This window comes from Mesorhizobium sp. M0019 (assembly GCF_040323975.1).
GTDB lineage: Bacteria > Pseudomonadota > Alphaproteobacteria > Rhizobiales > Rhizobiaceae > Mesorhizobium.
In genome coordinates, this window is the sequence record NZ_JAMYVK010000008.1 from 77884 (window position 1) to 91584 (window position 13701).

The 13701-nt window shown below is 63.8% G+C and carries 13 protein-coding genes; 7 read left to right on the forward strand and 6 right to left on the reverse strand.

The window, feature by feature from the left end:
* The first annotated feature begins 110 nt into the window (after positions 1–110).
* The 7 genes from NKK47_RS08625 to NKK47_RS08655 are packed head-to-tail and all read left to right on the forward strand — an operon-like array spanning position 111 to position 7372.
* On the forward strand, positions 111–1070 hold the full coding sequence (locus NKK47_RS08625; RefSeq protein WP_352576142.1) for a carbohydrate ABC transporter permease: 960 nt from the start codon (positions 111–113) through the stop codon (positions 1068–1070).
* Entirely contained in the window at positions 1067–2011 is a 945-nt protein-coding gene (locus NKK47_RS08630; RefSeq protein ID WP_023675367.1) for a carbohydrate ABC transporter permease, read from the forward strand. The genes NKK47_RS08625 and NKK47_RS08630 overlap by 4 nt, the downstream gene beginning before the upstream one ends.
* 4 nt (positions 2012–2015) lie before the next feature.
* On the forward strand, positions 2016–3131 hold the full coding sequence (locus NKK47_RS08635) for an ABC transporter ATP-binding protein (RefSeq protein WP_352576144.1): 1116 nt from the start codon (positions 2016–2018) through the stop codon (positions 3129–3131).
* Positions 3132–3136: 5 nt separating this feature from the next.
* The gene (locus tag NKK47_RS08640) at positions 3137–4651 is read left to right on the forward strand and encodes a GMC oxidoreductase (protein ID WP_352576146.1); all 1515 of its coding nucleotides are present in this window, start codon (positions 3137–3139) and stop codon (positions 4649–4651) included.
* The gene (locus tag NKK47_RS08645) at positions 4648–5409 is read left to right on the forward strand and encodes a 3-ketoacyl-ACP reductase (RefSeq protein WP_352576148.1); all 762 of its coding nucleotides are present in this window, start codon (positions 4648–4650) and stop codon (positions 5407–5409) included. Before NKK47_RS08640 ends, NKK47_RS08645 begins: the two co-directional genes overlap by 4 nt.
* 12 nt (positions 5410–5421) lie before the next feature.
* Entirely contained in the window at positions 5422–7050 is a 1629-nt protein-coding gene (locus NKK47_RS08650) for a GMC family oxidoreductase (protein WP_352576150.1), read from the forward strand.
* Between the two features lie 10 nt (positions 7051–7060).
* Complete coding sequence (locus NKK47_RS08655) at positions 7061–7372, forward strand: Dabb family protein (protein ID WP_352576152.1); 312 nt, start codon at positions 7061–7063, stop codon at positions 7370–7372.
* Here the strand turns inward: NKK47_RS08655 and NKK47_RS08660 are convergent, their stop codons facing one another.
* The 6 genes from NKK47_RS08660 to NKK47_RS08685 all read right to left on the reverse strand — a co-directional run bounded on the left by NKK47_RS08660 (position 7373) and on the right by NKK47_RS08685 (position 13667).
* A complete protein-coding gene (locus NKK47_RS08660; RefSeq protein ID WP_352576154.1) occupies positions 7373–8218 on the reverse strand; it encodes an EamA family transporter in 846 nt (281 codons plus the stop codon).
* Positions 8219–8225: 7 nt separating this feature from the next.
* A complete protein-coding gene (locus NKK47_RS08665; protein ID WP_352576156.1) occupies positions 8226–9140 on the reverse strand; it encodes an endonuclease/exonuclease/phosphatase family protein in 915 nt (304 codons plus the stop codon).
* Positions 9141–9229: 89 nt separating this feature from the next.
* Positions 9230–10780, reverse strand: a complete 1551-nt coding sequence (locus NKK47_RS08670; RefSeq protein WP_352576158.1) for a cation:proton antiporter — start codon at positions 10778–10780, stop codon at positions 9230–9232.
* 103 nt (positions 10781–10883) lie between these two features.
* Positions 10884–11948, reverse strand: a complete 1065-nt coding sequence (locus NKK47_RS08675) for an ABC transporter ATP-binding protein (RefSeq protein ID WP_352576160.1) — start codon at positions 11946–11948, stop codon at positions 10884–10886.
* A 16-nt stretch (positions 11949–11964) separates the two neighbouring features.
* Positions 11965–12756 carry an ABC transporter permease gene (locus NKK47_RS08680; protein WP_352568166.1) on the reverse strand — a complete coding sequence of 264 codons (792 nt, stop codon included), beginning with the start codon at positions 12754–12756 and terminating at the stop codon, positions 11965–11967.
* Positions 12753–13667, reverse strand: a complete 915-nt coding sequence (locus NKK47_RS08685) for an ABC transporter permease (protein WP_023675356.1) — start codon at positions 13665–13667, stop codon at positions 12753–12755. The genes NKK47_RS08680 and NKK47_RS08685 overlap by 4 nt, the downstream gene beginning before the upstream one ends.
* Between the last annotated feature and the right edge of the window lie 34 nt (positions 13668–13701).

The following is a 13701-nucleotide window of genomic DNA, read 5'->3' on the forward strand; positions in this document are numbered from 1 at the left end:
AGCCGGGGAGATCCCCTGCGGCGAGGTTTTGCGGTTGCGCCGACCGGCACGCTTTCGTGCCGCAGAGCCCGAGACAGCAGAATTCCGGACCCGCCATACGGAATGGACAGATGAGCACAGTTGCTGAAACCAGTATCACGCTGACGCCGGAGCACGATGCCCGTCCGGGCGCCACGGTGCGCTCGCGCCTTCAGGACGCGCTGCCGAAGCTCGTGCTGGCGCCGAGCTTCGCCGCCACTATCGTCTTCGTCTACGGCTTCATCCTGTGGACGATCTATCTGTCCTTCACCAATTCCAAGACCTTTCCCTCCTATGCGATCACCGGGCCACGCGCCTATCAGCGGCTATGGCGCTGGACTTTCGAAAGCGATCCGCCGTCCTCCTGGTACACGTCGATCACCAATATGGGGATTTTCGGCTTCCTCTATATTTCCATCTGCCTGGCGCTCGGCCTGTTCCTAGCGATCCTGCTCGACCAGAAGATCCGCGGCGAAGGTGTGCTGCGGCCGATCTACCTCTACCCGATGGCACTGTCGTTCATCGTCACTGGCGTTGCCTGGAAATGGTTTCTGGACCCCGGCCTCGGCCTCGAGCAGACGCTGCACCAATGGGGCTGGACGAGCTTCCATTTCGACTGGATCAAGAACAAGGATTTCGTCATCTACACGGTGGTCATCGCCGGCGTCTGGCAGGCGTCGGGCTTCATCATGGCGATGTTCCTGGCCGGCCTGCGCGGCATCGACGGCGAGATCCTGAAGGCGGCGCAGATCGACGGCGCCACCACCTTCCAGCTCTACCGTCGCATCGTCATCCCGCTGCTGCGGCCGATCTTCCTGTCCGCCTTGATCGTCCTCGCGCATCTCGCCATCAAATCCTACGATCTGGTGGTCGCGCTGACCAGCGGCGGGCCGGGCGGTTCGGCCTGGCTGCCGTCCAACTTCATGTATGAGTACACCTTCAAGCGCAACGAGATGGCCGTCGGCTCGGCCAGCGCCGTGATCATGCTGATGGCCATCACCGCGATCATCGTTCCCTATCTCTATTCCGAGCTTCGGGAGAAGCCGCGATGAGCGCCGTGGCCACGCCTGCTCGCCAGAGCACTGGCGGTATCAGCGCCAGGACGGTCAACCGTATTGTCATCTACGGGCTGCTGGCGCTGTTCGCGCTGTTCTATCTGATGCCGCTGTTCGTCATGCTGGTGACCTCGTTCAAGACCATGGACGAAATCCAGAACGGCAACATGCTGGCGCTGCCGCAGGAGCCGACCTTCGCACCTTGGATAAGGGCGTGGAGCGAGGTTTGCTCGGGTCTCACCTGCGTCGGCATGAAGGGTTATTTCTGGAACTCGATCAAGATGGTGGTTCCGGCCGTCATCATCTCGACCCTGCTCGGCGCGCTCAACGGCTATGTGCTGACGAAGTGGCGCTTTCGCGGGGCGACGCTGGTGTTCGGGCTGATGCTGTTTGCCTGCTTCATTCCGTTCCAGTCCGTCCTCTTGCCGATGGCAACGATCCTCGGCAGCCTCGGCCGGTTCGGCGTCAAGCTGCAGAACGCGACCGGCCTCACCTTCGGCTTCGGCAATCCGACCGTGAACCTGGTGTTCGTTCATGTCGTCTACGGCATCGGCTTCACCACCCTGTTCTTCCGCAATTATTACGAAGCGTTTCCGAACGAGCTGGTGAAGGCGGCGCAGATCGACGGCGCCAGCTTCTTCCAGATCTTCCGGCGCATCATGCTGCCCAACTCGCTGCCGATCATCGTGGTGACGGTGATCTACCAGTTCACCAACATCTGGAACGACTTCCTCTTCGCTTCCGCCTATGCCGGCTCAGGCGACGTGATGCCGATGACGGTGGCGCTGAACAATGTCGTCAACACCTCGACCGGCGTCGTCGAATACAACGTCAACATGGCGGCGGCGATGATCGCCGCGCTGCCGACGCTCCTCGTCTACGTGCTCGCCGGCCGCTATTTCGTGCGCGGCCTGATGGCCGGCGCCGTCAAAGGATAATCGCATGGCTTTTCTGGAAATTGACGGGCTGAAGAAGCGTTTCGGAGCGGTCGAGATCCTGAAAGGCATCGACCTCGACCTGGAAAAGGGCGGCTTCCTCGTGCTGGTCGGGCCTTCCGGTTGCGGCAAGTCCACGCTGCTCAACACTATTGCCGGCCTGGAAACCATCACCGAAGGGGAAATCCGCGTCGACGGACGCACGATCAACGATCTCCACCCCTCCAAGCGCGACATCGCCATGGTCTTCCAGAGCTACGCGCTCTATCCGAACATGACGGTTGCCGGCAATATCGCCTTCGGCATGGAGATGCGCGGCGTGCCGGCCGGCGAGCGCCAGAAGGCGATCGACAAGGTGGCGAAGGTCCTGCAGATCGGCCATTTGCTGAAGCGCAAGCCAAGCCAGCTCTCCGGCGGCCAGCGCCAGCGCGTCGCCATGGGCCGGGCGCTGGTGCGCGATCCAAAGCTGTTCCTGTTCGACGAGCCTTTGTCCAATCTCGATGCCAAGCTGCGTGTCGACATGCGCATCGAGATCAAGCGCCTGCACGCCACCACCGGCACCACCATCGTCTACGTCACCCACGACCAGATCGAGGCGATGACGCTGGCCACCAAGATCGCGGTGATGCGCGACGGCGAGGTGCAGCAGTTCGGCACGCCAGCCGAAATCTATAACAATCCGGTCAACCTGTTTGTTGCCGACTTCATGGGCTCGCCGGCGATGAACCTGATCCCGGCGACGATCGGCAGCAACGGCAGCGGCTTCTCCGTCGTCATGGAGCGCGAGGCGCGCCAGCCGATCTCGCTGCCGCTGGGCAATGCGCCGGCCGGCCTGTCGGCATTCCAGGGAAAACCGATCATCTTCGGCGTTCGCCCGGAAGCACTGACCGATCCCGAGGGTGCCGAACGCAACGCCTCGAACATCGCCCGCGCCGACTGTCACATCGAGGTCATCGAGCCGGCCGGCTCGGATACGTTCGCGGTCACCAATCTCGGCGGCAAGGCGGTGGTGGCACGGCTGCGCGCCGATGCCAAAATCCAGCCCGGCACGATCACGCCGCTCGCCTTCAACCTGACCAAGGCGGTGTTCTTCGATCCGGCGACCGAGAAACGCATCGTCTAACGGCCATGACAAATCCCGACATCGTCATCATCGGCTCCGGCATAGGCGGCGCCACGATCGCCTCCGGCCTTGCCGGCGGTGGCGCCTCGATCCTGATGCTGGAGCGCGGCGAACCACTGCCAGCAACGCCGCACACACGCGACACCCGAGCCATCTTCGTCGATGGTCACTATCGGCCGAAGGAGATGTGGCTTGAGGCCGGCGGAGCGCCGTTCAACCCGGGCAATTACTACTATGTCGGCGGCAATTCGAAATTCTACGGCGCGGTGCTGATCCGCTACCGCAGGGAAGACTTTTCGGAGATGGAGCATTATGGCGGCGTCTCGCCGGCCTGGCCGTTTTCCTACGAGGAATTCGAGCCCTGGTATTCCAGGGCCGAGCAGCTTTTCCGCGTGCGCGGTGCGCTGGGTGATGACCCGACCGAGCCGTTCCACTCGATGCCCTACCCTTTCGGGCCGGTGCCCGACGAGCCGCCGATCGCGCGTGCCCGCGCCGAGCTCAGGAGCCTCGGTCTGCACCCGGCATCGCTGCCGCTCGGCGTCGACATCGAAGCCTGGCTGAAAGACGGCAGCACGCCGTGGGACGCGTTTCCCAACACCGGGCCCGGCAAGGTCGACGCCCAAACGGGACCGCTGGCCGCTGCCCTTGCCGACCAGAAGATCAAGCTCGAGACCGGCGCCCATGTCGAATATCTCGAGGCATCGCCGGATGCGAGGACGATCATCACCGTCCATTATCGACAGAACGGTACGCTGAAGAAAGTCGCGCCGAAGCTGGTCATCCTATCGGCCGGCGCAGTCAATTCCGCCGCCATCCTGCTGCGCTCGCCCACCCCTCAGGGCAGAGGCGGTGGCAAAGGCCTGGCCAACCGCTCCGACCAGGTCGGCCGCAACTTCATGAACCACAATTCGAGCGCCATGCTGGCGATCGATCCGCGCCGCAGGAACAAATCCGTCTACCAGAAGACGCTGATGCTGAACGACTATTATCTATCCGACGGCAAGGGCGGCAAACCGCTCGGCAACGTCCAGCTTCTAGGCAAGATCGACGGCAACATCCTCAAGGCCAATGTCAGGCGCGCGCCCAAATTCGCGCTGGATTTCATGGCCGGCCACGCCGTCGACTGGTATTTGATGTGCGAGGACCTGCCCGATGCCGAGAGCCGCATCATGGTCGATGGCAAGGACATCGTCATGCAGTGGCGGCGCTCCAACATGCAGTTGCTCGACGGACTGACCAAGGTGATGCGCGAGAATTTCCGCGCCTGCGGCTATCCGATCGTCCTATCGCGGCCGTTTGACAAGCGCACGCCCTCACATCAGTGCGGCACGGTGAAGATGGGCAACGATCCAGCGACCTCGCCGCTGGATCCGTTCTGCCGCTCCTTCGACCACAGCAATTTGTTCGTCGTCGATGCCGGCTTCCTGCCGAATTCGGCCGCCGTCAATCCGGCGCTGTCGATCGCCGCGCAGGCGCTGCGCGTCGCCGATCATATCCGCAAGACGGAGCTTGCAACATGAGCCGCCCGGCAGCGATCGTCACCGGCGGCGCGCGCGGCATCGGCCTTGCCTGCGCCGAGGCGCTGGCCGACGCAGGCTTCGACATCCTCCTCTCAGACCTTGCCGACGAAGCCGCCGACGGGCTCGCCGCCGACATCACCGGGCGCGGCGCGAAGTTCGCCTATGTCAGTTGCGACATCGCCGACCTCGACGGCCATGCAGCGCTGATCGATGCCGCGACAAGCGCCTTCGGTCGCATCGACTGCCTGGTCAACAATGCCGGCATCGGTGCCGTCCTGCGCGGCGATCTGCTCGAGCTCAAGCCCGAAAATTTCGACCGGGTGCTCGGCATCAATCTGCGCGGCACCGTATTCCTCAGCCAGGCCGTCGCCAAAGCGATGCTCGGCCTGCCAAGCGATGGTGCGAGATCGATCATCACCATCACCTCGGTCAGCGCCGCCATGGCCTCGCCGGAACGTTCCGATTACTGCATCTCCAAGGCTGGGCTTTCGATGTGGGTGAAGAACCTGGCGCTGCGGCTTGCCACCGAAAACATCGCCGTGTTCGAGGTGCGGCCAGGCATCATCCGCACCGACATGACCGCGGGTGTGACCGCCAAATATGACGGGCTGATCGACGGCGGGCTGGTGCCGGCGATGCGCTGGGGCGAGAGCGAAGATATCGGTGCCGCCGTGGCAGCACTCGCCGGTGGCAAGTTCGGCTTTTCGACCGGCTCGGTCATCAATGTCGATGGCGCGCTGTCGGTGCCGAGGCTATGAACAGGTGACGCCATGACGGACTACATAATCGTCGGCGCCGGCCCGGCCGGCTGCGTACTCGCCAACCGGCTGAGCGAAGGTCCGTCGCATCAGGTGCTGCTGCTCGAAGCCGGCGGCAAGGACTGGCATCCGCTGATCCACATGCCGGCCGGTTTTGCCAAGATGACCAAGGGCATCGCCGCCTGGGGCTGGTCGACGGTGCCGCAAAAGCACATGCAGGACCGTGTCTTCCGATACACGCAGGCCAAGGTGATCGGTGGCGGCTCTTCGATCAATGCCCAGATCTACACGCGCGGCAACGCCCGCGACTACGACGCCTGGGAGAAGGAAGAAGGCCTTGCCGGCTGGGGCTATCGCGATGTGTTGCCCTACTTCAAGCGCGCCGAGAACAACCAGCGTTACGCCAACGATTTTCACGGCGACCAGGGCCCGCTCGGCGTGTCGAACCCGATTGCACCATTGCCGATCTGCGAGGCCTATTTCCGTGCCGGACAAGAGATGGGCATCCCCTTCAATCCCGACTTCAACGGGGTAGCCCAGGAGGGCGTCGGTTACTATCAGCTGACGCAGAAGGACGCGAAGCGCTCCTCCGCCTCGGTCGCCTATCTCAGGCCGATCCGCGAGCGCAAGAATCTCACCATCAGGACCGGCGTTCTGGTGACACGCATCGTCGTCGACAAGGGCCGCGCCGTCGGCGTCGAGATCGTCGACAGGCCGAGCGGCCAGCCAACGATCCTGCGCGCCGAGCGCGAGGTGATCGTCTCGTCCGGCGCTATCGGCTCGCCGAAGCTTCTGATGCAGTCGGGCATCGGCCCGGCCGACCATCTGAAGGCGGTCGGCGTGACACCGGTGCACGATCTGCCCGGCGTCGGCTCCAACCTGCAGGATCATCTCGACCTGTTCGTCATCGCCGAATGCACCGGCGATCACACCTACGACAACTACGCCAAGCTGCACTGGACGGCTTGGGCCGGCCTGCAGTATCTGCTCCTGAAGAAAGGCCCAGTAGCCTCCAGCCTGTTCGAGACCGGCGGCTTCTGGTACGCCGATCCGACCGCCGCCTCTCCCGACATCCAGCTGCATCTCGGCCTCGGCTCCGGCATCGAGGCCGGCGTCGAGAAGCTGAACAATCCGGGCGTGACACTGAACTCGGCCTTCCTGCGTCCGCACTCGCGCGGCACGGTGCGGCTGAACAGCGCCGATCCGGCCGACCGCCCGCTGATCGATCCGAACTATTGGTCCGATCCCTATGACCGCGACATGTCGATCAAGGGGCTGAGGCTGGCGCGCGAGATCATGCGGCAGAAGGCGCTGCAGCCCTATGTGCTGCGCGAGGTATTGCCGGGACCCGACCTGCAGAGCGGCGACGAGCTGTTCGACTACGCCTGCCGCAGTTCCAAGACCGACCACCACCCGGTCGGCACCTGCCGCATGGGCTACGATGCAATGAGCGTGGTGACGCCCGATCTCAAGCTGCGCGGTATCGAGGGCCTGCGCGTCTGCGACGCCTCGGTGATGCCGCGCATCCCCTCCTCCAACACCAATGCCCCGACGATCATGGTTGGCGAAAAAGGCGCGGATCTGATCCTTGGCCGCGAGCCGCTGCCGCCGGCGGTGTTTTCCACCAACCGAGCGGCATGAGGGACAAAGAATGATCAGGCACTGTGTCTTCGTCAGATTTCGCAACGATGTCGCCGACGCCGAGCGCGCGGCAATCCATGCCGATCTCGAAGCGTTGCGGGCGGTGATCGACGGCATGGGCAAGGTCGAATTCAGCGCCAATACCAGCCCGGAACCCTTCGCCTGCGGCTTCACGCACGGCTTCACCATCGACTTTCGCGACGCTGCGGCACGCGATGCCTATCTGGAGCATGAAGCGCATCAGCGAGCCGGCGCAAAACTGGTCGCGGCGCTCGAAGGCGGCACCGACGGGCTGATGGTGTTTGATCTGAAGATCGCGTGACTATCCCATTCTCAGCGCAACGACGCCGGCAACGATGCTAAGCACCGCGGCACCTCGCCATGCCGTCATCTTCTCGCCGAGCGCGAACACCGAGATCATCATGGCGAACAGGATCGATGTTTCGCGCAGCGACGCCACCGAGGCGATCGGCGCCTTGGTCATCGCCCACATCACGATCCAGTAGGCGCCGCCGCTGAGCACGCCGGTATAGATTCCGGCCTTCCAGTCGCGCGCCAGCACCGGCAGCGCCTGTGGGCCGCGAAAGACGACGCATAGCACCAGCGCCCACAGCGCATCGCAGACGAACAGCCAGGCGGCATAACTCGACGCGGTGGCGGCCAGCCGCGCGCCGCTGCCGTCCGACAGCGTGTAGCTGGCGATGAAGATCGATGTGCCCAGCGCGAAGCCGACGGCGCGCAGGTTCAATTTCTCCAGATGCGCGCCGCCGCGAAACGACAGCACCAGCGTGCCCGCCGACAACAAGAGGATGCCGAGAATGGCGAGCGGCGCCGGCATCTCGGCAACCACCACAACGCCCCCCAAAGCGGCCAGCAATGGCGCGGTGCCGCGCGCCAGCGGATAGGTCTGGGCGAAATCGCCGGCCTTGTAGGCGCCGATCAGGAACGTCCTGTAGCCCATGTGGAAGACAACCGAGGCGAGGATGTATGGCCACACTTCCGGCTTCGGCACCTCGACGAAAGGCAACGTCACCAGCGCGGCGACACCCATGCCGAGCGTCATCAGTGTGATCGACAGGAAACGGTCGAGATGGACCTTGACCAGCGCGTTCCAGATCGCATGCATGGAAGCGGCGGCGAGCACCGCGAAAAAGACAAACAGGCTCATCGGCGGTTCATCCGCCGCCCGTCCCGATGACGATCGGCGTCTCCAGGTCGATATCGACCCAGAGCGGAAAATGGTCGGAAGCGATTTGGCCGATATCGGCGCTGACCGAGCGCACGCGCCCGGCAAACATGCCGCCGACGAAGCAATGGTCGAGCCGGCGCTTTGCCAGCCTGCCATCGATAGTCTTCACATGGGTGTGGAAATCCGCTGTCGGTTCCATTGCGACGGCGGCGGCATCGACAAAACCGTCGAGATAGGCGGCACCGCGATGATAGGGCGCGCTGCCGACAATGCGCCGGTACTCGGCGCTATCCGGCTCCATGTTGAAGTCGCCCAACCAGATCGCCGCTACCGGGTTTTCTGGCTCCTGTTCGCCATTGCTCCAGTTGCGCGCCGGCTCGTCGTCGGCGCCGCTCCATGGGCCGCCCTCGGACGGCACGCGGCGATGCTCGGCGAGCAAATAGTCGATCTGCTCCAGCCGCTCCTCGGCCGCGATATGCGCCAGATGCAACGACAGCACCCGCACCGGACCGGCAGGGGTGCGGATCATGCATTCGAGTGCGGCATTGCGGGTGTTGAGCGGCCGCAGCGTGCGCCTGAGCGGCAGGGTATGCAGCCGCGACCAGACGATCGGCAGCTTCGACAGAACCATGGTGCCGAATTGCCGCCGCCGGTTGACGATGCGGCCTTCACGCCGGTGGCTGGCATCCATGTCGAAGGCCGGCCCGTAGACCCAATGATAGTCGGGCAGCAATTGCGAAAGAAGTTCCGGCTGGTCGTCCTCGTTGCTGCGCAACCAGTGCCGTTCCACCTCCTGCAAGGCGACGATGTCGGCGCCGGCCACGACCTTGGCACAACGCGCCAGGTCGTAGCGGCCATCGCTGCCGAAGCCGTACTGGATGTTATAGCTGACCAGCTTCATTGCTTATCCGGCTCAGTTTCCTGCTGGCAGTAGCCGTTCGCTGACAGCCTTGCAATGTGCAGCCGGGCGGAGGGAGCTTGGGCCAGATGCTAAGTGGTCAGCGGCTGGAACCGACCGGGCGGGGATGCTGCCAGTTCCGACCAGTCGATTTCTTCCTCAAGGCGGTGATAGGCTTCGTCGCCGATCGTTCCGTCGATGCGCAAACGCTCCAGCGCATCGCGCTGGCTCTTGATGGCGTAAAGACGCAATCTGTCATACTCGGTCGCCGCCTGGGCATCCTCCGGGTTTTCGGCGATGGCGCGCTGGGCGGCATATTGCTCTCGCACCGCCCCGGCCGCGCTCGATGTCTTGCCGCTGAGCACGTCCAGCGCCGCCTGCATGATGGCGACGCGCGCCTGCGCCACCTCCCGGTCGACCGTCCGGTCGAGGTCGAGATTGAGCAGAAGCAGCAACGGTTTCAGGCTGACGCCTTGCAGCACCAATGTGCCGAGCACGACCGTGAAAGCGGCGAGCACGATCGGATCACGGCCCGAAAAGTCGGCCGGCAAGGCGAAGGCTGCCGCAAGCGTCACCAGGCCACGCATGCCGCACCAGCCGATGAGCACGCCGCCGCGGAATGTCGGTGCGTCCTTCCGCCTGTCCTCGTCGCCCAGACGTGCCAGCGCTCTCAGGATCGCGCCGCAGCCCAGAACCCAGACGAGCCGCGATACGATGACGACGGCCAGCACAGCCAGGGCAAAGACGAACGCCTCGCTTTGTCCTTGCTCGGCAAGTCGGCCGACGATGGACCGCGCTTGCAGGCCCATCAGAACGAAGGCCAGCACGTTGAGCACGAACACCGCCGTCTCCCAGACCGAGTAGGAGCTGACACGATTCCTTGCCGGCATGCGGCGCGGCGATGTACGTGCGATCGTCATGGCATAGACGACGATCGTGATGATGGCGGAAAGCCCTATCCTGTCGGCCAGGATCCAGACGCCGAAGGTTGAGGCGAATTGCACCACGGTGCCGCTCGCCGGGTCGTCGATGCGGCCGAGTATGGCGAGAGACAACCGGCCGAGCACATAGCCTGCGGCAAGGCTGCCGACCGTCGACAGCAGGATCATTGGAACGGCACTGCTCAACAGGATGGAGCCGGCGGCTGCGGAAACCGACATCCTGTAGATCAGCAGCGCCGTGGCGTCGTTGAGCAGGCTCTCGCCTTCCAGGATGGCGGTGATGCGGTGCGGCACCTTAAACTGTCCGAGCACGGCCGCCGCCGCCACCGCATCGGGCGGCGCTACGATCGCGCCGAGCGCTATGGCCGCGGCAATGGGCAGGCCTGCCATCGTCCAGCCGACCAGCGCGACCGTCACGGTGGTGAAGATGACGGCGCCAAGCGCCAGCAGGATGAGCGAAACCTTGTAGCGGTTGAGATCGCGCAGCGACGTGTCATAGGCCGCGTCGAGCAGAACCGGCGCGATGAACAGAGCGAGCGCCAGCTCCGGGTCGATCTCGATGGTCGGGGCAAACGGCAGGAAGGCGATGCCGGCGCCGGCCAGCGCCAGCAATGACGGATAGGGAATCTGCAGGCGCCGCGACAGCGCGGTCAGGGCGACCGCGATGAGAAGCAGGACAAGGGTGAGTTCAAAAAGCGCCATGCCTTATCGTAGCGGTGAAGCCGGGCGATTGGCACTGCAAAAACGACGACGGCTTTGGCTGCTCGTGAATGGTGAATGGCTGCGTGCAGAGGAATTTCGGCGCCTAATGCAGCACCAGCAGGTCGCCCGACGAGAACGAAATCTCGGCCTTTTCGCCGACGGCCGGCGGCGGTGTGGCCGGACTGTTGAACGTGTCGAGCGAGACCGTGCTGCCGCCGATGCCGACGCGAACCCGGATGACCGAGCCGAGGAAATGCACCTCGGCGATTTCGCCCGAAAGGCTGGAATCGCGGCCGGGGTGTCGGCCGAGCGAGATCGCCTCGGGCCGCAACGCCAGCGACAGCGTGTCGCCGGATTTCGAGCCGTTGAGCTTGCCCTTGAGCGAGACCTCTTGCGAGTTGACGCGCACCTTGCCCGAAGCGGCGTCGGTGACCGTGCCTTCGAGCACGTTCAGCGTGCCGACGAAATTGGCGACGAATTTGGTTGCCGGCCGGTTGTAGATCTCGAACGGCGTGCCGACCTGCTCGGCCTTGCCGCCATACATGACGGCGATGCGGTCGGAGATCGACAGCGCTTCTTCCTGGTCGTGGGTAACGAAGATGGTGGTGATGCCGAGCTTCTTCTGGATCGAGCGGATTTCCTCACGCAGCGACACGCGCACCTTGGCGTCGAGCGCCGACAGCGGCTCGTCGAGCAGCAGCAGTTTCGGCTTGGGCGCAATCGCCCGCGCCAGCGCGATGCGCTGCTGCTGACCGCCGGAAAGCTGGTAGGGATAGCGGTCGCCCATCTGCGGCAGCTTGATGATATCGAGCATCTCGGCAACGCGCCTGTCGGCATCGGCCTTTGGCATACCGGCGACCTTCAGCCCGAAGCCGATATTCTGCGCCACGGTGAGGTTCGGAAACAGCGCATAGGCCTGGAACACCATGCCGACATTGCGCTGGTTGGGCTTGAGCCGGGTGATGTCCTTGCCGGCCACGACGATCTTGCCGGCGGATGGCTCTTCGAAACCGGCGACCATGCGCAGCACCGTCGTCTTGCCGCAGCCCGACGGGCCAAGGAAGGAGACGAATTCGCCCGGCTCGACGTCGAGGTTGAAATCCTGCACCACGGTGATGGGGCCGAAGGATTTTCGCACATGCTGGATTGAGAGGAATGGCTCGGTCATGGCTTTTTCCTTCGGGTCAGTTCGGACGGTTCGCCGATCGCGGCGCGAAGCGCGATAGGATCTGGATCAGCGACATGCAGCCCCAGGTGATGGCGAAGGCGATGATGGCAAGCGCCGCCGGCTCGTAGGCGCGGTTGGCGCCGACGTTCTGCAGATAGGGTCCGAAAGCAGGCCGGTTGAGCAGGCTGGCCATGGTGAATTCACCAATGACGATGGCGAAGGTCAGGAAGGCGCCCGACAGCACCGCGATCAGCACGTTGGGCAGGATGACCCGAGTGATGATCGTGCCCCAGCCGGCGCCGAGGATCTGCGCCGCCTCAGTCAGTGTCCGCACGTCGATTGTGCGAAGCCCGGTGTCGACGGCGCGATACATATAGGGCAGCGCCAGTGTCGCATAACCGATGACCAGCAAGGCATTGGCTCCTGTGTCGCTGGCCAGGAACGGCAGCGGTGAATTCGACCCGTACATTCTGATGTAGCCGAAGACGATAACGATGGCCGGGATGACCAGCGGCAACAGCGTGATGAACTCGACGACGGGCCTTAGCTGCGGCAGCCGCAGACGAATCCAGTACGCCGCCGGCACCACCACCAGCACGCCAAGGACAATGGTGAAGATGGCGGCGACCACCGAATAGATGAAGGTCGCCTGGAAGCGGGGATCGCCGAGCACGACCTGATAGGCATCGAAGGAATAGGCGCCGCGCCGCATGCGCATGGAGAATTCCACGGTCGCGATCAGCGGAATGAAGAAATAGGCCGCGCCCAGCGCGAAGACGATCCAGGCCCAGAATCTGCCGGACTTCATTTGAGCCACCTCTCAGAGCGCGTCCGGAACCAGATGTAGAAGACATTGGCCAGCCCAGTGATGACGATCATGCCGAAGGCGATGGCGTAGCCGAGATGGGCATTGTGCAGCACGTCACCGCGGATCTGCGCGTAGAGCAGGATAGGGACGATGTTAAGCGAGGAGCCGGTCAGAGCGTAAGCGGTGGCGATGGCACCGAAGGCGTTGGCGAACAAGAGGATGACGGTGCCGAGGAAACTTGGCCAGATCACCGGAATGACGACCATGCGCCAGAACTGCGCCTGGGTCGCGCCAAGCGTTGCCGCCGCTTCGCCCCATTCCTTCTTCAGCCCATCGATCGCCGGCACGATGATCACCACCATCAGCGGGATCTGGAAATAGACATAGGTCAGCGTCAGGCCCCAGAACGACAGGATGTTGAAACCATGGGCATAAATGTTGAAGCCGACCAAGACGTTGAGCAGCACCGTGGCGAGCCCGAGCCGGCCAAGCGTCGCGAGAAAGGCGAAGGCCAGCGGCACGCCGGCAAAATTGGAGGCCACGCCGGAAAAGGTCAGTGTCGCCGAGCGTATCCACTCCGGCAGCCCGCCGCGCACGATGGCGATGGCAATGGCAAGTCCCGCGAAAGCACCGATCAGCGACGAGGCAAGGCTGACCTTGATTGAGATCCAGTAGGCGGCAACGATCGACGGCTGCGCCAAGGCCGCTATGTTTTCGAAAGTGAATTCGCCGGCATCGTTCCGGAATGCGCCCAGCATCAGATAGAGCGTGGGCAGGATCAGGAACATGATGGCGAAGATGAAGAAAGGCGCAACGCCAAGCCATTGCGTCGGCAGCCTCATGCTGCGGGCGTCGGCAGGAGGCGCGGTCTTCCCGGCAACAGCGTGATCGGACAACGAGATATCGGTCATGCGCCGGCTACCGTCCTGGAGGTATGCCGGGCGG